At 67.6% G+C, this 20,613-nt stretch carries 10 protein-coding genes; 7 read left to right on the top strand and 3 right to left on the bottom strand.

The features are described from left to right. Nucleotides 1-173: 173 nt before the first annotated feature. The 7 genes from ACIOVG_RS04790 to ACIOVG_RS04820 all read left to right on the top strand — a co-directional run bounded on the left by ACIOVG_RS04790 (nt 174) and on the right by ACIOVG_RS04820 (nt 11,499). The gene (locus ACIOVG_RS04790; RefSeq protein ID WP_400869588.1) at nt 174-1,706 is read left to right on the top strand and encodes a sugar transferase; all 1,533 of its coding nucleotides are present in this window, start codon (nt 174-176) and stop codon (nt 1,704-1,706) included. A 103-nt stretch (nt 1,707-1,809) separates the two neighbouring features. Then, entirely contained in the window at nt 1,810-2,976 is a 1,167-nt protein-coding gene (locus ACIOVG_RS04795) for a DUF1972 domain-containing protein (RefSeq protein WP_400869591.1), read from the top strand. Then, the gene (locus tag ACIOVG_RS04800; RefSeq protein WP_400869592.1) at nt 2,973-4,082 is read left to right on the top strand and encodes a Gfo/Idh/MocA family protein; all 1,110 of its coding nucleotides are present in this window, start codon (nt 2,973-2,975) and stop codon (nt 4,080-4,082) included. Before ACIOVG_RS04795 ends, ACIOVG_RS04800 begins: the two co-directional genes overlap by 4 nt. A gap of 2 nt (nt 4,083-4,084) precedes the next feature. Beyond that, the gene (locus ACIOVG_RS04805) at nt 4,085-4,990 is read left to right on the top strand and encodes a hypothetical protein (RefSeq protein WP_400869594.1); all 906 of its coding nucleotides are present in this window, start codon (nt 4,085-4,087) and stop codon (nt 4,988-4,990) included. Next, complete coding sequence (locus ACIOVG_RS04810) at nt 4,987-6,147, top strand: glycosyltransferase family 4 protein (protein WP_400869597.1); 1,161 nt, start codon at nt 4,987-4,989, stop codon at nt 6,145-6,147. Before ACIOVG_RS04805 ends, ACIOVG_RS04810 begins: the two co-directional genes overlap by 4 nt. A 388-nt stretch (nt 6,148-6,535) precedes the next feature. Beyond that, a complete protein-coding gene (locus ACIOVG_RS04815; RefSeq protein ID WP_400869600.1) occupies nt 6,536-6,970 on the top strand; it encodes a DUF4352 domain-containing protein in 435 nt (144 codons plus the stop codon). Nucleotides 6,971-7,026: 56 nt separating this feature from the next. Further along, nucleotides 7,027-11,499 carry a PKD domain-containing protein gene (locus ACIOVG_RS04820; RefSeq protein WP_400869603.1) on the top strand — a complete coding sequence of 1,491 codons (4,473 nt, stop codon included), beginning with the start codon at nt 7,027-7,029 and terminating at the stop codon, nt 11,497-11,499. Nucleotides 11,500-11,770: 271 nt separating this feature from the next. On the opposite strand, the gene ACIOVG_RS04825 is transcribed toward ACIOVG_RS04820, so the two are convergent. From ACIOVG_RS04825 to ACIOVG_RS04835, 3 genes are all read right to left on the bottom strand, one after another. Next, on the bottom strand, nt 11,771-14,329 hold the full coding sequence (locus ACIOVG_RS04825; protein WP_400869606.1) for a right-handed parallel beta-helix repeat-containing protein: 2,559 nt from the start codon (nt 14,327-14,329) through the stop codon (nt 11,771-11,773). A gap of 182 nt (nt 14,330-14,511) precedes the next feature. Next, entirely contained in the window at nt 14,512-15,096 is a 585-nt protein-coding gene (locus ACIOVG_RS04830; RefSeq protein ID WP_400869609.1) for a CDP-alcohol phosphatidyltransferase family protein, read from the bottom strand. A 128-nt stretch (nt 15,097-15,224) separates the two neighbouring features. Continuing rightward, nucleotides 15,225-20,570, bottom strand: coding sequence for a PKD domain-containing protein (locus tag ACIOVG_RS04835; protein ID WP_400869611.1), 5,346 nt, complete (start codon nt 20,568-20,570; stop codon nt 15,225-15,227). Nucleotides 20,571-20,613 lie beyond the last annotated feature (43 nt).

Raw genomic sequence — 20,613 nt, forward strand, 5'->3', positions numbered from 1 at the left:
GGGACGGCGATCGCAATCCGTGGTGTGGGATCACGGAAATGGCAGCGGGAACCCGAGGGGTCGGGAATGCGGACGAACGCCGCGAGCGTTTTGCTCGCGGTCTGGGGAAAAACTGGGGAAACCATGTCGCACTGGGGAATTCTGCGTACATCAACGGCTTTCGGGGCCGGGGCATGACCTCCGTCGAGGATGCCCTGAGCATCACTCGCACGGGAGCCGGCTACGTGCCGGTCGCCGCACCGAGAGCCACCAAGTCGGTGACGCGCACCGTGGTCACGCCGCGCGCATCGGCAACGTTGGAACGACGCCGTCAGTGGGAGCGTCGCTACCGGATCAGACTGCGAGTCACGGATGCAGCTGTCATCCTGTTCGCCGTCGGTCTGACCGCGACCGTCCAGCTGATCAACGGCGTCGCCCTGCCTGAGGTCCTGCGTGCCGGCGCCCCCCTCGCCGCGCTCTGGTACCTCATGCTCAGCGCACTCCACACGCGGGACGCCGCGCTCTTCCGTGCGAGTGCCACCGAGTACCGGGGCGTCGTGCACGCCAGCGGTCTCGCCTTCGGGATCATCGCCATCGTCGCGGTGCTCCTGAGCTGGGAGTCGATGCAACTGACGCTGCTGCTGGGGCTGCCGCTCGGTGTGTTGACCCTGCTCGTGACCCGCTGGATCTGGCGCCACTGGCTCCAGATCCAGCGGAGCCACGGACGCTTCGCATCGCGCACGCTCGTCGTCGGCAACAAGGACGATGTCGAGTACGTGGTGCGCACACTCCACCCGATCGGCGCATCGGGCTACCAGGTGGTCGGCGCGACGCTGCTCGACGGCAACGCCCGCGACATCGAGATCGGCGATGCGCTGTTCCCCGTCCTGGGCAACGTCAACACGGTGTCGACGGTCGCCGCCGAGCTCGGCGCCGACACGATCATCGTCGCCAGCCGCCCGGAGGGCGACCCCGAGTTCGTCAAGCGGCTCAGCTGGCAGCTCGAGGGCACCGCCGCCGAGCTGGTGCTGTCGAGCCGACTCACCGACGTCGCCGGTCCTCGGATCTCGTTCGCACCGGTCGAGGGTCTCCCCCTGATCCAGGTGCAGATCCCTCGCTACGAGGGCGGCCAGCACATCCTCAAGCGCGCGCTCGACATCGCCGTCGCGACGCTCGCCCTGATCCCGATCGGTCTGATCACCCCGGCGCTCGCGCTGCTGGTCAAGATCGACTCCCCTGGTCCTGTCTTCTTCTTCCAGGAGCGCGTCGGCCGTGACGGTCGCCGCTTCAAGATGGTGAAGTTCCGTTCCATGAAGACCGACGCGGAGCAGCAGCTCGCGGCGCTGAAGGAGCAGAACGAGGGCGCAGGCCTGCTGTTCAAGATGAAGGACGACCCTCGCGTCACCCGCGTGGGTCGGATCCTCCGCAAGCTGTCGCTCGACGAGCTGCCGCAGTTCTGGAACGTGCTGATCGGCGACATGAGTGTCGTGGGACCGCGTCCTCCGCTCCCCAGCGAGGTCACGGCGTACGACGGAACCGTGTTCCGCCGCCTGTACATCAAGCCGGGCATCACCGGCCTGTGGCAGGTCTCCGGACGCAGCGATCTCTCCTGGGATGAGAGCGTGCGTCTCGACCTGCGCTATGTCGAGAACTGGTCCGTCGTGAACGACCTGCAGATCATGTGGCGCACCGCCAAGGTCATGGTGCAACCGAGCGGGGCATACTAGACCCAGACGCGGTTGCTCGGTGTCGCCGGAAGAGGCGGTGGCACCGAGAGGTAACACAGTGAGAAGGGTGCTGAGGGGCACCCGCAATGAGGGGAAAATCATCGTGCCGTCGACTGTCCGAATACTCGGGACCCATGGGGTGCCCGCCGCGTACGGAGGCTTCGAGACCGCCGCGGAGAACGTGGGACTCTATCTCCGCGACCGCGGGTGGAACGTCATCGTCTACTGCCAGATCCCCGGCGAGGGCCCGACGACGGTCGATCGATGGAACGGTCTCGAGCGCGTGCTCATCCGCGAGCCCCTCGAGGGATGGCGCGGTACGTCGTCGTTCGATCTGAAGTCCATCCGTCACGCCACGAAGGCGCACGAAGAGGGCGATGTCTGGCTGACGTTCGGCTACAACACCGCGATCTTCGACGTGATGCCGCGTCTGCGCAGGATCCCGAACGTCATCAACATGGACGGCATGGAGTGGACCCGCAAGCGCTGGGGTGTGCTCAAGCAGGGCATTCTGCTCGCGAACGAGCGCATCGCCGGCTGGATCGGCGACGTGCTGATCGCCGACCATCCCGTGATCGCCACCTATCTGCGGCGCCACTTCGGTCGTCGGCGCGTGACCACGATCACGTACGGCGCGCACGAGGTCACAGGAGCGTCCACCGCCCCGGTCGCCGAGCTCGGTCTCACACCCGGGCAGTACGCGATCATGGTCTGCCGGCCGATTCCGGAGAACTCCGTGCTCGAGATCGTGACCGCCTGGTCGCGGCACCGCCGCGGCATGCCCCTGGTGGTCGTCGGCCCGTACGACCGCAGCGACCCGTATCACGCCGAGGTGATGGACGCCGCCTCGGACGAGGTGCTGTTCCCCGGAGCGATCTTCGAGCCGGAGCGCATGCAAGCGCTGCGCTTCCATGCGACCGCTTATCTGCACGGGCACACCGTGGGAGGAACGAACCCCTCCCTCGTCGAGGCCATGGCGGCGGGTAACGCCGTGATCGCCCACGACAACCAGTACAACACCTGGGTCGCCGGCCCCGAGAACGCCTACTTCTCGGATGCCGACGACCTCACTCCGCTGCTCGACAGCATCATCGGCGACGAACAGCGCCGGGAACGCATGGGCGCAGCCAGCCGGCAGCGCTTCCGCGAGGAGTTCACCTGGGAGAAGATCGGCAGCGAGTACGAGGCCGCTCTGCTCACCGCGAGAGACCGTCGCAAGCCGAAGAGCGCGACACTGCACAACGACACAGGAATAGAGGTATCGAAGTGATCGACGTCGCCGTCGTCGGGCTCGGGAAGATGGGACTCTCCCATCTGTCCATGATCAAGGCCCACCCGGACGTGAATCTTGTCGGCGTCTGCGATGCCACCGGATATCTCCTCGACATCCTGGCCAAGTACACCGGAGTCACCACCTACAAGGACTTCGTCAAGATGCTCGACGAAGCCAAGCCGGGGGCCGTGATCATCGCGACCCCGACTCACCTGCACGCGGGCATGATCCGCGAAGCGCTCCGCCGCGGCATCCACGTCTTCTGCGAGAAGCCGCTCGTGATCGACCCGGCCGAGAGCGTGGAGCTCACCGCACTCGCCGCCGAACAGGGCGTCGTGACCCAGGTCGGGTACCACAATCGCTTCGTCGGCGCGTTCCGCGAGGTCAAGAAGCTGCTCGACGCGGGCGCACTCGGACAGGTGAACACGGCCCTCGCCGAGGCGTACGGTCCCGTCGTGCTCAAGGCATCGGGCACGACGTGGCGCAGCCAGCGCGCGACCGGTGGCGGCTGCCTCTACGACTACGCAGCGCACCCGCTCAACCTGCTCACCTGGTACCTGGGCGAGCCGGAGTCCGTCAGCGGAAGCCAGCTCACCAGCATCTTCTCGGCTCAGATCGACGATGCGGTGGCGAGCACGCTGCACTACCCGAACGGCACGGCGCAGATCATCGCGAACTGGTCGGACGAGTCGCAGCGCAAGATGACGACCAAGATCACCCTGTGGGGCGAACACGGCCGCATCTACGCCGACCGCCAGGAGATCCAGGTCTACCTGCGCGACACCGCGCCGATCCCCGAGGGCTACACCGCCGGCTGGAACGTGCGGTACACGACCGAGCTCACCGAGGCTCCCTGGTTCTACCTGCGTGGCGAGGAGTACAGCGCTCAGCTGGACGCCTTCGTGCAGCGCGCACAGGGCCGCGAGAGCCGCGGCGAGAACGACTTCGCATCCGCTGCGGTGACCGACGAGGTCATCGCGATGATCAGCCAGGACGCCGTACGCGACGACGCTCGTCTGCAGAGCGCCGCCGCCGGCACCGCGACCGCGGAACGACCCGGTCGTGTCAAAGAAGCATGGCGCGTGCTGCGCGGAGGGAAATGACGATGACCGAGACCGCCGCACCGAAGATGGACCGCCTGCTGTTCGGAGACAACCAGTTCTTCGGCGTGAACCACATGTCCGAGGAGAAGGCTCGCGCTCAGCAGATGCGCTTCCAGAACCTGGACGCCATCATGAACGTCCTCGACGCCGCCTATGACGAGGGGGTGCACACGTTCATGTGCACCACGCACGAGCGCATCGGCGAGGTCGCAGACCGTGTCCGCGCGAATCCGGACCGCTACCCCGAGATGAAGTTCTTCCCCGGCATGCCGTACGCGCACAAGTACGCGAACGCCGTGACCGAAGACGGCTTCCTGGGCGCCATCCGCAAGTTCCTGCCGGAGGACGGCCTGCTCGACAGCATCGCCCGCGGCACGTCGTCGCTGGCGCGCAAGGACATCGAGGGCATCTCCACCCTGCTCATCGACGCCGAGCTGAAGATGTTCACCGGGCTCTCCACTCCCGTGATCTGGATGCAGAACGTCGTGGTGGACCTCCTGTCCGGACTCGGATTCCGCGATGCCTTCCGCATCTTCGCCGACCACGTCCGCAAGCGGTACAACGCGGAGCCCGGCTTCATCACGATGAACCTGCCCCGCCTGCTCGACGACCTGGACGCCGTCGGGGTGGAGAACCCGATCGTCTGCTCGAACATCAACAAGATCGGCTTCCGGATGTCGGGCGGCGTCGAGGCCTATCTCGACGCGATCGACAAGCGCCCGTTCCGTGCGGTCGCCATGTCGGTGTTCGCCAGCGGTGCGGTGCCCCCGCGCGAGGCGATCGAGTGGGTGTGCGGACTCCCGAACCTCGAGTCGATCGTGTTCGGCGCGTCCAGCCGTGCCAACATCGCCTCCACGGTGAGCCTGGTCGACGAGTACTGGCCGAGCGCGAGCACCCCGGCGCGATGACAGACGCCGTCGCGCCCAGCGGGCGGACCATCCTCGTCGCGAACCCCTCCGCGGACCTCTACGGCTCGGATCGCATGGTCCTGGAGGCCGTGCGAGCGTTCCGCGCAGCGGGCGACCGGGTGGTGGCGACCTGCTCGGTCGACGGACCGCTGATTCCGTACCTCCGCGAGGCCGGGGCGGAGGTACGGGTGCTTGCGGCGCCCATCATCCGCAAGAGCATGCTCTCGCCCCGAGGGATGATCGAGCTGCTGCGGACGACGTTATCGGCCCTCCCCCGCATGCGTCGACTCATCCGCGACGTGAACGCGGACATCGTCTTCGCCAACACCCTCACGACACCCTTCTGGACCTTGGCTGCACGCCTGTCGCGGCGGCCGGGAGTCGTGTACGTGCACGAAGCGGAAGCCTCGCTGTCACCCGCATCGCGCCGACTCCTCACCGCGCCATTGCGACTCGCGAACGGCATCGTCTTCAATTCGGAGACGAGCCTGCGGGTGTGCCGTCCGAAGGCGCGTGCCGGCACCGGCGATGTGTGGGTCGTCCACAACGGCGTCGAAGGTCCCGCTGTCGTCACGCCGCCGCGTGAGAGCATCGACTCGGCCCTTCGCGTGGCATACGTGGGCCGCCTCTCGCCGCGCAAGGGCGTGGACCTGGTGGTCGATGCGATCGCGCAGCTGCGCGATCAGGGCGTCGATGCGCGGGCCGACATCGTCGGTGATGTGTTCCCCGGGTACGAGTGGTACGAGGCCGAACTCCGCCAGCGCGTGACCGCCCTCGCACTCGAGGATCGCGTACGCTTCGTCGGCTTCCTCCCCTCCGTCTGGGAGGCGGTGGCGGCGGCCGACGTCGCGATCGTCCCCTCTCGCGCCGATGAATCGTTCGGCAATGTCGTGATCGAAGCCATCCTCAGCGCCCGCCCCGTCGTGGTCGCCGACCACACCGGCCTGCGCGAAGCGGCATCCGGATTCGATTCCGCCGTGATGGTCGCCATGGACGACGCTCCGGCGTTGGCGGAGGGCATCCGCCGGATCCGTGACGATTGGCAACGGTTCCGCGCCGTCGCTCTGGCCGACGCGGCCGAGGCGAGTGCTCGGTTCAACACTGCGCGCTATCAGTCGGAGATGCTCGCCGTGATGTCGCGCTTCTCGACTCGCTGAGGGGTCCTCGCCCCGGGCGGGGACCAGTTCGCAGATTTCGCTGGCTTTCCTGAGCGCGACACGCTACCCTGATCAAATCTGGGGAATGCGTGTCATAGGGGTATGACACCGATCGGCGGAATCCGTACACGGATCCGACGGCTTCCCCCATTGGGGAAAACTGGGGATAGCAATCGTGGGGATTGTTCGAGCGTACGCGTGCGTCGCAACATTGGTACTCTGCGCGGCTCTTGTCGCGTGTTCAAGCACAGGTGAGCCGCAGGGCGGCGCCACACCGAGTCCGTCGGCGCACACGTCGACGAGCGCACCGAGCGGGTCGACGGAGGGTTCTCCATCGCCATCGACGACGTCGGACGCCACCGATCCCGATCAGCCGATCGCGAAGGTCGTGCGCGACGGGAAGGTCTCGAAGCCGACGCAGACCGCCGAACCGGCATCCACATCCGGGGCGGTGTCCTACCAGGACAGCGTGAAGGTCGAGATCGCCGACGTGTCTTTCGACAAGGAGACCTCGGAGGGCCCCGGCAGCTTCCCCGGACGCGAGTATGCGCGTCTCACCATCACCATCACGAACGGTTCTGACGACGCCATCGACCTCGGCACGGCTGTGCTGACCCTGCTCGATGCCGACGGCACCCCGCTGACGAAGGTCTACGCCGCCGATGCCGAGACCGTCGACTTCGCGGGCGCCCTGAAGCCCGGCGCGACCGCGAAGGCCTACTACGCGTTCGCGGTTCCGACCGACGCGCGATCCGAGATCACGTTGGTCGTCGACTTCGACGCCATCCACACGTCCGCCGTCTTCCGGGGCGGTCTGAGCTGATGATGCGCAGACCGGCGACCGCCCCTCACTTCACACCCTCTCACGAAGGAACCGTCATGACCCGAACGACCGGTGCACAGCGCCTCCGTCGGACACTGGCCGCATTCGCCACGGCAGCGACGATGCTGACAGCGCTGCTGGTGTTCGTCGGGCCCGCGCAGAACGCCTCCGCGGCGGAGACACCCGCACTGCCTGAGACCGTCACCGCCGACGCCCTGCCGACCTGGCAGATCAACGGCGTCGTGTGGAGCCAGGCCGTCGTGGGCAACACCGTGTACGTGACCGGCAGCTTCACGAAGGCGCGCCCGCCGGGGGTCGCCGCCGGCGGCGCGGGTGAGATCGACGCGAACAACATCTTCGCGTTCGACATCCGCACGGGGAACCCGATCGCGAACTTCAGCCACACCATGGACGCGCAGGGACTTGTCGTCCGAGCCGCACCCGATGGAAAGACCGTCTACTTCGGCGGCGACTTCACCACCGTCGACGGCCAGGCGCGCGCGCACGTCGCCGCCTTCGACGTCGCAACGGGAGCCATGCTCGACTGGGCCCCGCGCGCAGACGGACAGGTCCGCGGCTTCGCCTTCGCAGGCGACACGGTCTACGTCGGCGGCAACTTCCGCTCCAGCGGCGGCAAGCCCCGCAGCGAGCTCGCGGCGTGGAACACCACCACCAAGGCGATCACCGACTGGGCGCCATCCGCGGGTGGCGACGGCTTCGTCTGGGACATGGTGACCAGCCCCGACAGCAGCCGCGTGATCATCGGCGGCTCCTTCACGCAGCTCAACGGAGCATCCGTCTACGGCATGGCCTCGCTCGATGTCGCGACCGGAGAGCCGCTGCCGTGGGCCGCGACCGGCCGTATCAGAACCGCGGGCCTGAACGGCGCGATCTCCAGCCTGAGCACCGACGGCGTCCAGGTGTACGGCACCGGCTACGCGTTCGGCACCGGCGCGAACTTCGAAGGCTCGTTCGCAGCAGATCCGTACACGGGACAGATCAACTGGGTCAACGACTGCCTCGGCGACTCCTACGCGAGCTTCCCCCAGGGTCAGGTGCTCTACACGGCGAGCCACCGGCACGACTGCTCGGTCATCGGCGCCTTCCCTGACACCGACCCGCGCTCGCGCTGGCAGAAGGCGACGGCGGAGCCGACGTTCCCGACGGGAACGACGACCAAGAAGGATGCCTACGGCTGGGACTTCACCGGACTGCCCTACACGGGCCTGCTGCACTGGTACCCGGACCTCGAGTTCGGCACCTACACGTCAGCCGGACAAGCAGCATGGTCGGTCACCGGCAATGCGGACTACGTGGTGCTGGGCGGAGAGTTCCCGAAGGTGAACAACGTCGCACAGCAGGGCCTGGTGCGCTTCGGCAAGCGGACCGTGTCGCCGCACACGGTCGGCCCGATCAACACGGCCGCATTCACCCCTGCTCCGTACTCCGATGAGGCCGGTGTCGTGCGCGTGCCGTTCAGCAGCGTCTGGGATCGCGACAGCGCGGCCATCACGTACGACGTGTTCCGCAGCCCGGCGACGAAGATCGCCACCTTCACCCGGACCGACGGAGAGTTCTGGAAGCTCCCGAGCCTGAGCGCGACCGACACCGGGCAGACGCCCGGAACTCAGGTGCGCTACCAGGTGCGGGCGAAGGACTCCGACGGCAACGTGCAGTGGAGCGCATGGTCGCCGTACATCACGGTGTCGGGCACTCCCGCATCGACGTACCGCTCGGCGGTGCGCACCAGCGGCGCCACGCACTACTGGCGCCTGGGCGAGACCACAGGCACGCGCTACGCGGATGACGTCGGAGACGCTCCCGGCACCTCCACCACCCTCACGCAGGGGGCGAACGGCGCTCTGACCAACGACAGCGACAAGGCGGTCACCTCGGCGGGCGGAAGCAACCCGAAGATGACGACCAAGGATGCGTCGGCGGCAGACTCCTCCGTCACGGTCGAGGCCTGGGTGAAGACCACCAGCTCGCGCGGCGGGCGCATCGTCGGCTTCGGCGACTCGGCGACGGGGACGTCCACCGCGTCCAACACCGACCGTGTGCTCTACCTCGACAGCTCCGGCCGGGCGAACTTCGCCATCAACGACGGCTCGTACCGGACGGTGTTCAGCCGAGGCAGCATCAACGACGGCCAGTGGCACCACGTCGTGGGCACCGTCGGCGCATCCGGCATGCAGCTGTTCGTCGACGGCGTCCGCGTGGGCCGCGATCAGAGCTACACGACGCCCAAGTCGTACGTCGGCTACTGGCGCATCGGCGCCGACCAGACCAGCGGCTTCACCAACCGCCCCTCCGACGCCTCGCTGTCGGGGACGATCGATGACGTCGCCGTCTACGACAAGGCCCTTCCGAAGAGCGAGATCCAGGCGCACTACGTCTCCAGCGGGCGCTCGTCCGCCTGGACGGCATCGCCCACCGACGCATACGGTGCCGCGGTGTCGACGGACTCCCCCGACCTCTACTGGCGCCTGAACGAGACCACGGCCGGCACCATCCGGGACTCCGCGGTCGGCGGGACGACGGGCAACCTGGCCGGCTCCGTGACTCGGAATGTCACGGGCGCGGTCACGGGAGACTCCGCCACCACTTTCAACGGCACCAACGCTCAGATCGTCGCCCAGGAGGCGTGGAACGCCCCCTCCGCCTACAGCGCCGAGCTGTGGTTCAAGTCGACCTCGAACAAGGGCGGAACGCTCATCGGCTTCGGCAACACGACGAGCGGGCTCAGCAGCAATGCGGGCAGCATCGACCGACAGGTCACGATGCAGTCGAACGGAAAGCTCGTGTTCGGTGCCAACAACGGCACCCAGACCACGATCACCTCGTCCACCGCGTTCAACGACGGTCAGTGGCATCACGTCGTCGCCACGCAGAGCAGCGCCGGAATGAAGTTCTGGGTCGACACCCAGCTCATCGGAAGCAACGGGGTCACCGGCGCTCTGAACCAGCGTGGATACTGGCGGATCGGCGCAGACCGCACGTGGGGAGGCACGACGAGCAACTACCTCGCGGGCACCCTCGACGAGGTGGCCGTCTACCCCGTCGCTCTGAGTGGCGACCGGATCCGGGCGCACTTCGCCGCAGCCGGACGCACGCCCGCGAACCAGGCACCGACCGCAGCGTTCACGCCCACGGTCACGGACCTCGGCGTCGCGGTCGATGCCGCGGCATCGGCCGACCAGGACGGCGCGATCACGGGCTACGCCTGGCAGTTCGGCGACGGCGCGACCGGCACGGGGGTGACGGCCACGCACACCTACGCCGCAGCCGGCACCTACACCGTGACGCTCACCGTCACCGACGACAGCGGCGCATCGACCAGCACCACGCGCAGCGTGACCGCGACGGAGCCGGCCAACCAGCTCCCCACGGCCGCCTTCACGGCGACCAGCGATCAGCGCGATCTGAGCGTGGACGGATCGACCTCGGCCGACCCTGACGGAACCATCGCCTCCTACGCCTGGGACTTCGGCGACAGCACCACCGGGACCGGCGCGACAGCGACGCACACCTACGCGCAGACGGGCACCTACACGGTGCGCCTCACGGTGACCGACAACCGCGGCGGAACGCACTCCACCACGCAGGACGTCGTGATCACACAGAACGCCGCACCGACGGCCGCCTTCACGTCGACCGTGACCGATCTGAGCGTGGCCTTCGACGGGTCTGGTTCCTCGGACCCGGACGGCACGATCGCCTCCTACGCCTGGGACTTCGGCGACGGCACCACGGGCACCGGAGCCACTGCAACCCACGTCTACACCACGGCGGGGACCTACACGGTCACCCTCGAGGTCAAGGACAACCGCGGCGCATCGGCGACCACCTCGGCGCAGGTCGCCGCGACCGCTCCCGCGGTCTGGGCCACCGACACCTTCGATCGCACGGCCACCAACGGCTGGGGCAACTCCGGAACCAGCGGTTCGTGGACCATGCTTCCCGGCACGGCGACGGCGCTCAGCAAGTTCTCGGTCGCCGATGGGGTCGGCAAGGTGACGCTCTCGGCAGGGAACAACTACTCCGCCGTGCTGGCCGGCTCGACGCCTTCGACGAACACGGAGGAGCGGTACACCGTCGCGTTCAACCAGCCGTCGACGGGCGGAGGCTACTACTTCTCCGCGATCGGACGTCAGATCGACAGCGCCAACGACTACCGCGCCAAGTTCCGCGTGGCAGCGAACGGCACCGTCGCGCTCTGGCTGACCAAGACCGTGGCCGGCACCGAGACGGTGCTCGCCTCGACGACGATCTCCGGTCTGACGGTCACCGGTCCGGATTCGCTCAACGTGCGGTTCCAGGTGACCGGCACGAACGCGACGACGCTCAAGGCGAAGGTGTGGCGCACGGGCACCACCGAGCCGGCTGCCTGGGCCTCGACGATCACCGACAGCACTGCGGTGCTGCAGGCACCCGGCTACGTCGGCGTCAACAGCTACCTGTCGGCGAGTGCGACCTCGGTGCCGCTGGTGTACAGCTACGACAACCTGTGGGCGGGTCCCGCCCAGTAGGACGAGTCAGAACCCTGAGGCCACGGGCCTCAGGGTTCTGACCAGGGCATCCCCCGGGGGTTCCGGGGCGAACCGCGCGGGATCCGTCAGACGGACCCCGCGCGGTTCTGTGTCGGCACATGCTGCGGGCAGTGCGACATCCACAGCTGCCGTCAGGGCCTGCCGTCGGACCTCGTCGCCCGAGGCGCCCAAGGCACCCAAGGCACCCAAGGCACCCGTATGACGTTGGCCTGGCCGGGGCAAACCTGGCCAGGCCATCGTCAGCGCGGGGTCAGGGGAAGATCGCCCCCAGGCGCGCCTGCGTGGTGCCGATCAGTCCGGTCACACTGCTCGCCGGGGCCGTGGGAACGGCGGCGAACGCCGCCGCGTCGGCCGGCAGGAGTGCGCCGTTGGCCCCCGTGATCGCCCGCGCATCCACACTGACCGACCTCTTGTCCTGCTGGGTCGCCGTCGTGTAGGCGCTCAGCGAGGTGTAGATCGCCGGGTTGGGGTTCACCGAACCACGCGACCAGATGACGAGCCATGACGGGGTGGCCGCCGAGGTGCGCTGGAAGACGTTCCCGTTCGAGACGATCTTCAGCTGCGCACCCGTGTACTTCGCGGTGTAGTCCTCGACGCACAGCGTGCAGTTCCCCGAGCTCTGGGCGATGACGTTGTTGCCGATCGTGATGTCTTTGATCAGCCACGGCATCCCCGGATCCCCCAGAGGACGTCGGGGGTCGTGCCCCGGCACCGAAGGGTCGAGGGCCGAGCGGGAGTCCTGCACGATGTTCACCGTGCGGTTTCCGCCGACGATCGTGTTGTTCCACATCTGCACGCTGCCCGTGTTGTTGATCTTCACCCCGTTACCCTTGTTGTTGAGCACCAGGTTGTTGACGAAGTCCACGCGATGCGAGAGCTCCAGGAACACGCCGGCTCCCGTGTTGAACGCGAAGTCGTTGCGAGCGATGTCGATGTCGGAGACCGACTGGTCGGTCCACAGCCCCGGCCCGTTGTTACGGAGGAAGGCCGAGTCCGTGACGCTGAAGGCCTGGGTCTTGGCGATCTTCAGACCGCCGGAGACCGGGGAGGTGTTGAAGCCCTCGGAGTTGTTCTCCACCGCCAGCAGCCCGGTGACCTTGAGTCGATCCGCATAGTTCGCACCGATGCCCATGAGGCCGTTGCGTGCCACGGTGACGTTCTTCAGGGTGGCATCCGCCGCCCCGACGAACAGACCGGTGGACGCATTGTCGTAGAGCGCGACGTTCTCGATCGTCGCCTTCGGCGCCTCGACGGTCACGGCACCCATCATCCAGACCGAGGTGGCGTAGCCGCGCACACCGATCCCTCGAACGACGGTTCCCTCCGCACGCACGGACATGGCCTTGGTGAGGGTGGAGGCCCGCACCTCGCCCTTCGCCGGATCGGAGCCGATGTAAAGGCGGTCCGCCGCGGTGTCCGTGAAGAACGTACCGGCCTTCAGCTGCGCAAGCGAACCGACTTCACGCAGCGGCGCGCCGGCGATCCAGACCTGCTCCGGGTGCGCCGCCATCGGATGGTCCGCATTGAGCCAGCGCCAGCCGGCGGCAGTGCCATCGGCCTCGCCCTTCGTGAAGCTGGGGGTCGAGTCGAAGTCCTGCGTCCAGCCGCTGACGTACCACGCAGCCCCGCTGGCCTTCCATCCGGTGAGCTTCTCGGATCCGTCGAGCCACACGGCCTCGCCGGGGTACGACTGGATCGTGACGCGCTTGCCTGCCGGCACGGTGACGTTCTCGTGATACGTGCCGCCGCGCACGACGATGGTCGATCCGGCGGGGCTCGCCGTGACCGCACGCTGCAGAGTCGAGTAGGGCGATGCCGCGGTGCCCGTACCGGACGTCGTCGCCGACGCTTTCACGAAAACGGCGCCGGCCGGGACCGCGTAGGACGTGGCGCCGGGCACCGCAGCACCCGGCTTGATCCGGGAACCGGTGAGGTTCCAGGCCGGCATCGACGAGGACGTCGCCGGAGTCGTCGGCGCGGTGGGAGTCGTCGGAGATGTCGGAGTCGTCGGATTGGTGGGGGTGGTGGGGGTGGTCGGCGTCACCGGAGGCTTCGGCGCCGTCGGGGGCGCCGGCGGAGCGGCCACGTTCTCGGTGATCCGCAGGTCATCGAAGGCGACGGCCTGCGCCGGTGTGGAACGCGACACGTACACACGGGCTCCTGTACGACCCGCTTCTGTCAGCCGAGCGTCGGCCTTGTCGGCGACCGACAGCTTCCATCCCGCACCCGGGGCAGCAGCAGTCGCCGTCACACGAGCGTCGATGGTGACGGCACTCGAGCCGGTGATCCGCGTCTCGAGGGTGAGCGGAACTCCGGCCTTGACCTTCAGCTCAGGCACGTTGACATGCCCGAGCGAGGTCTGCGTGCTGCCGTTCACGCGCAGCGCCTCCAACAGCACGACGCCGCGAGGATCGACACGCACCTGCACCTGATAGAAGCCCGATGAGGTGAGCCGGGATTGGAGGCTGAGGTACACACCAGACCCCGACTTCGGCAGCGCCGGCAACGTGAAGACGACCGACTGCGTGGAGTCGGTGAGCGACACCGCCTTGGGGCGTAGAGTCGCGGTCGCCCCCGAGGCGATCGGCGCGAGTTTCGCGACGCCGCCGGCGACGGAGAAGGATGCGGCAGGCACGGCGTCGTAGGTGACGCCGGCGGCTGACGAGCCCAGACCGCGACTGACCGTGCGGTTCATGTCGTCGGAGAGGGTGAGGGGATCGTCCGTGGCGGCCAGAGCGGGGGTTCCGATTATCAGCGGGGCGATGAGCGCGCCGAGCACGACGGCAGTGGACAGGGATCGAGTTCGCATGGAGGGGGAGGCTTTCTCGGGTTCGCAGTCGTCCGCACCTTCTCGCGCCAGTGGGGGGCGGCGTGAGAACGCGCGATGGTACCCGGCTACAGCGTCGGGTTGCGATGGACCGTATAAGCGCTTGCTGAGTAAGTCCTGGATAATCAATCGAATCGATTGACTACGCTCGGCCCGCATGATAATCAGCCGAGTGACTTCATCTTACGGAACCAGATGATGACAGCCGCGCCCAGATAGAGCAGCGCCGCCAACGCGAGAAGCGTATAGAACACCATGAAACCGGCGGTCCAGCCCCACAGTACGAATGCGAAGCACCACGTCCCGTAATCGGTCGGAATCCCCAGGATCGCGCGCAAAGGCGAGGATCCGCCGGCCTGGGCGGCTTGTGGAACACCCTGCCGTGCACGCAGCAGATCATTCAGGATCATCCCGAAGAACGTCGTGGTGGCGACGATGCTGAAGACGAGCGGGACCAGGATCCAGAGCGCGGAGTCGAGGTCGAAGAAGCGATACGCCCCGATGGCCACCGCGATGTGCAGGGAGACGAGCTTCGCGGCGTCGAAGATGTGGTCGAGCCACTCGCCGACGAGCGACCCTCCCCCGCGCAGGCGGGCGACCTGTCCGTCCGCACTGTCCCACGCGTACCCGAGCGCGAGCAGCAGCCAGACGGCGATGCCCAGACCGATCGACGGTGGCACCGTGGCGAGCAGCACGATGCCGGTGAAGGTGAAGACGGCGCTGACGATGGTGACCTGGTTCGGGGTCATCCCGATCGTGTGCGCGAACGCGGCGAACACACGACCCACCGGCCTGTTGACGTAGAGAGAGTATGCCGGCGCACCCTTCGCACGACCCTTCTGGGCCGTGCGAAGGCTGCGGTACGACTCTGCGAAACTCAGGGGAGAACCTTCACTGCCTTGTAGTTGTCCACGTAGACACTGTAGGGCAGTGGGCCATAGCCGCTACTGGAATATGTCGTGACTCCGGTATATCCCGCGGTCTGCAATGCAGCCGTGGCATCCGTCGTCGACAGCTGCCAGTTCTGCGGCTCCGTCTGACCATCCGCCCAGATCTTGCTGCGCAGAGTGGTCGTCCCGGTTCCATACACCTGCACGCGCACGTTGTACACGGTGCCCGGTGTGATCGTGATGCCGGTCATGTCGACCCAGCTGAGCACGGTGCCGCCGCGCGACAGCTGCGCCTGGACGGAGCCGTTGGGGGCGATGAGCCACCGCGCCCTATAGTCGTCCGCGCCGACGACGCGACCGAGGGCCGAGACGTACATACGCCCTGCCGTGACCGCTGTCGACGTCGAGAACGAGAACGTCAGGTCCGTGCTGTCGGAGGTGGTGGTGTTCAGCGTCGCCGAGCGCGTCTGGCTCGCCGCCGCCGTCGTGAGACGTGCACGGTTCGCATCGATGCCGACGTTCGCCGCCCCGGCGGTCTGCGTCCAGGCCCCGCCGAGCGGCGCGGCCCCGAGCAGACCGTCGGCCCGGTTGAAGTCGTCCTGGACGAGCCCGGCCGCGGCCGGAGCCGTCACCGTGACGCTGCGCGTCGTGGTCGCCGTGGCTCCGCCGTTGTCGGTCACGGTCAGGGTGATCGTGTACGTCCCCGCCGTCGCGTACGGGTGGCTCGCGGTCGCCCCGGTGCCCGTGGTCGAGTCGCCGAAGTTCCATGCGTAGGAGGCGATGGTGCCATCGGGATCGGTCGAGGTCGAGGCGTCGGCACTCACCGTGAGCCCGGCGACGCTGGTCGTGAACGCGGCGGTCGGAGCCTGGTTGCCCGGCGCCGGGGCCGTCACGGTCACCGGGTGCGAGATCGTCCCGGTGGCGCCGTCGTCGTCCGTCACGGTGAGCTTCACCGTGTAGGTGCCTGCTGCCGCGTAGGTGCGGTTCGCCGTGGCTCCCGTTCCGGTGGTCCCGTCGCCGAAGTCCCAGGCGTAGGAGGCGATGGTTCCGTCGGAGTCGCTCGAGGTCGATCCGTTGAAGGCGACCGCGAGACCGTTCGGCGTGGCGACGAACGCAGCCGTCGGAGCCTCGTTGGCCGGCGGCACCAGCCCGCCGTTGCTCGAACCGGCCCAGAAGTTGTCGAAGCCCGTCTGGAACGGCACGTTCGTGACGCCGCCGCCGAGGTAGACACCGAGTCCGACGTCGCCGGCAGCCTGCAGACCCGCGGTCGAATCCGTGGTGGACGCCGTCCAGCTGGTGGGCTCGGCCGAGCCGACCTTCCACACCTTCACGCGAAGGTTGGTCGGCGAGGTGCCGGTCGCCTCGGTGCGGACGTGGAGCTTGTCACCCGCGGCGACCGTGAGGGACGTGGGCACGTTCACCAGGATCGTCGTGGTGCGCTGCAGCTGCACCGTCACGGCACCGTTCGCTGCGACGACCACACGAGACCGGTAGTCATCGGCACCCACGCGGCGGACATGCGACGTGTAGTACGCGCTGCCGCCGACGGGACGCTGCGGCAGTGCCACATCGACGTCGATCGCGGTGTCGGTGGACGAGACGGACGGGAGGTACGCGTATCGCTGCGCTCCACCCGCCGACTGCACGAACACCCCGGACGAGCCGTCCACCCGGTAGTTGGATGCGGTGTTGGACAGCGTCCAGGCCCCACCGACGTTCGCCGAGCCCAGGCCGGTGGCCAGGGTGCGGTTGAAGTCGTCGCGGGCGTAGGTGACCGCACCGACGGGAGCCGCGACAGTGACCGAGGCGGTCTTCTCCGCCGTGGCGCCCTCGTCGTCGGTGACCGTCAGCGTGATCGTGTACTGGCCGTCGGCCGCGTACGCATGGGTCGTCGTGCGGCCGGTGGTGGCCGGCGAACCGTCACCCCAGTTCCACGAGTAGCCGGCGATCGTGCCGTCGGTGTCGTTGCTCGCCGAGGCGTCGACCGCGACCGTGAGATCGGTCGTGGAGGTCGTGAACGACGGGACGGGGAGCTGGTTGGGAACCGCGGTCACCAACGCCGTGGACGTCGCGGTGGCACCGCTGTTGTCCGTCACCGTCAGCGTGACGGTGTACTGCCCGCCCTCTGCATAGGTGTGCGTGCTGGTCTCCCCGGTGGTGGCGGGCGAACCGTCACCCCAGTTCCACGAGTAGCCGGCGATGGTGCCGTCGGAGTCGGCGGATGCCGAGCCGTCGACGTTCACCTTCAGCTTGTCCACCGTGTTGGTGAAGCTCGCCGTGGGCGGCACGTTCGCGGGAGCTCCGGTGGAGCCGAGCGCGTAGTGCTGCGAGATGTCGGCTGCCGACAGCGGCGCGAGATACACGGCGACCTCATCGAGTGCGCCGTCGAACTCCCAGTCGCCCGGGCCCCAGGTGACGTCGCCTCCGACGTGCCAGTAACCGGTGTAGTCCTGCGCATCGGTGTTGGGGTTCGTGCCCTGCAGCTGACCGTCGACGTAGAGCCGCATGCCCTGCGCGCCCTGCGTCGCGACCACGTGGTGCCACGTGTTGTCGTTGAACGAGGCGTCCGTGCGGATCGTCTGCTCCTGACCGGTCCACACGCCGAACACCAGCTTGCCGGCATCCGTCATGTAGACGTGGCGGTCGTAGTTGTTGGAGTTGCCGTCAGGGCTGTTGCCGAAGCCGATCAACTTCCCGCCGGAGGTGGTGCTCGTCTTGAACCAGGTCTCGAGCGAGTAGGAGCGCGGGTTGGAGAAGGAGTTCTGGCTGATCACCTGTCCGCCGCTGAACGTCGCCGCCGTGTTGGAGACGCCGCTCAGGGCACCGTTCGCTCCCTTGGTCACCGAACCGAAGTAGGTTCCCCGTTGCGAGTAGCCGGAGCTGTCAGCCGCCGTGCTGCCCGAGGACTCGCCGAGCCGCCAGTACAGCGCCGGCTCGAGGCCGTACACCGCAGCGCCGTAGGCGTCCGAGGGAGCGGTGGCTCCTTCGAGCGTGCGTCCGGATGCCGTGTAGTGCGAGGCGACCTGGGTCTTGCTCAGCGGCGCCGCGTAGATCGCGACCTCGTCGATCTGACCGACGAACCGGTCCGATCCCGCCCAGGGTGAGTCACCGCCGATGCGCCAGTAGCCGTTGTAGCCCTGCGCGGAGGTGACGTCGCTGCGCTGAGCGACGCGGATGCCGTCGATGTAGAGGACCATGCCCTCGGAGCTGAGTCCGGCCGAGACGTGGTGCCACTGCCCGTCGTTCAACGCCGTCGACGACTCGATGGTCTGCGAGGACCCCGGGTATACGCCGAACGTGACGCGACCGTTGGGAAGCATGTAGACGTGCCGGTCGTAGCTGCCGGAGTTGCCGGTCGAACTGCTGCCGAAGCCGACGATCTTGCCACCGTCGGTCGTGGTGGTCTTGAACCAGGCCTCGATGCCGAACGTCTGCGGACCGGCGACCGCGGTGGTCGTCGATGCGAAGCCGTTGCTGCCGCCGTTGAAGCTGGCCGCCGTGCGGCTGTCGCCGAGGATCGCACCGGAGACGCCGCGGCTCACGTTGCTGTTCACCGTGAGGTCGGATGCCCCGGCCCAGTCGTACGAGACGGATCCTGCCGTGTCGTCGAGGGGCCAGAAGTCCAGCGGGCTGTCAGCGAGAACCGCGCTGCGGTACGTGCTGCTCGTCGCGGTTCCCGACGCCGTCGCCGTGACGGCGCCGCCCAGGATGTTGTGCCCCTCGTTGTCCGTCGCCCGGATGCGGTACGTGTACGAGGTGCCGCTGACCACGGCGGAGTCGACGTAGGTCATCGGAGGCAGACCCCAGTCCTTGGACTTGGAGCGCACGTTCTCGAACGTCTTGATCACGACGTTGTTGCGCAGCACCTCGTACTTGAGGAACTCGCTGTCGCGGTCGTAGTTGAGCGGCCACGTCACGCGGATCGATCCGTCGAGCGGCAGTGCGCTGGCCGGCCAGTCCGTGTTCCACAGGATCGGTCCCTGTGCGTTCGTGGACTTGGAGGGCACGGCGAAGCGCACGAGCCCCTGTTGCCCGACGTTGTTCACGCGGGTGAACTCACCACCGTAGACGAGGTACTCGGAGTTGCCGTTGACCGTCCACGGGCCCTGGTACGCGCCGCTCACGGTTCCGGTGTTGAGGCTCGGGAACCAGTGCAGCATCTTCGGCGCCGGGTTGCCCCCGAAGTCGTAGTAGCCGAGGTTCAGGCCGTTCGGCGTGATGCGCGAGGGCTCCTTGGTGACCGCGATCGCGCGGTAGAAGCTCCACGGGTCGCTCTGCGGGAATCCACCTTCGAGGCTTCCGCAGTAGTGCGAGTGACCGGCCGCGTACACGGCCTCACCCATGGGCTGCACGTCGTACTGGTCGCCGTGGCAGTCGTTCACCCAGCTCAGCGCTCCGGTGTTCCAGGACGCACGGAAGCTGCCCTCGAGGTTTCCGCCCGAGCCGAAGACGTAGCCGGTTCCGTAGAACGAATCGGCGTCGGACTTGAGCGACAGGATCGCGGCGTCGTTGCCGGCGTTGCGGATGATGTTGTTGGTCTGGAAGGGCACGATCAGCGAGCCGTCGGTCGCCGACACCATGCCGAGCCCGTAGCCCGGGTTCGAGCTGCCGTTCAGGGTCGGGAAGTCTCCACCGAGCACCACCTTGGTGCCGTCGGGCGAGACGACCACCACGCGGCCACGGCGCTCACCGAGGACCGGGGCCCACGGCAGCAGCGTTCCGTCGCGGTTCACGGCGGCGGCACCGAAGCGGTCCTGGCCGGAGACGCGGCCGAACGTGCCGGTGAAGTACACGGCCGAGTTCGTGGCGTCGACACCGATCGTGGTGCCGTTCGAGTTCGGGTTGAACGACGAGAGCGTTCCGCTGGGCAGGTCGAATGCGGCGATGCGGTTGCGCGTCTGGCCGTTCACCGTGGTGAAGTCGCCGACGATGTACAGGCGCGTGCCGTCGGGCGAGGCTTCTATCGATCGCACCTGCGCGTTGATGGTCGGCGCGAACGATGTGATGAGCGCACCGGTCTGGATGTTGTAGGCCAGCAGGTTGGAACGAGGAGTCTCGTTCGTCCCTGCGGCCGCACCCGCGGGGCGCGCGCTCGAGAAGGATCCGGCGGCGTAGACGACGTTGCCCACGACCTCCTGGTCCCACACGATGCCGTTGATCTGCACGGTGGGCAGCGCATCGGCCGTCACCGTGGATGGATCACCCGCCGGCGGACTCACGTCCGCTGCTGCGGGCGCCATCGCCACGAAAGAGCCCGCGATGATCGCGAGCATGGTCACGAGAACAGTGACAAGGCGGCGTACGTAGCCGCGCTTGAATTCCCCAGAATTCATCAGACTCCCCAGTCCATGATCGACCGAACCCTACGGCGTTCCC

Source organism: Microbacterium sp. NPDC087591 (genome assembly GCF_044743625.1).
GTDB lineage: Bacteria > Actinomycetota > Actinomycetes > Actinomycetales > Microbacteriaceae > Microbacterium.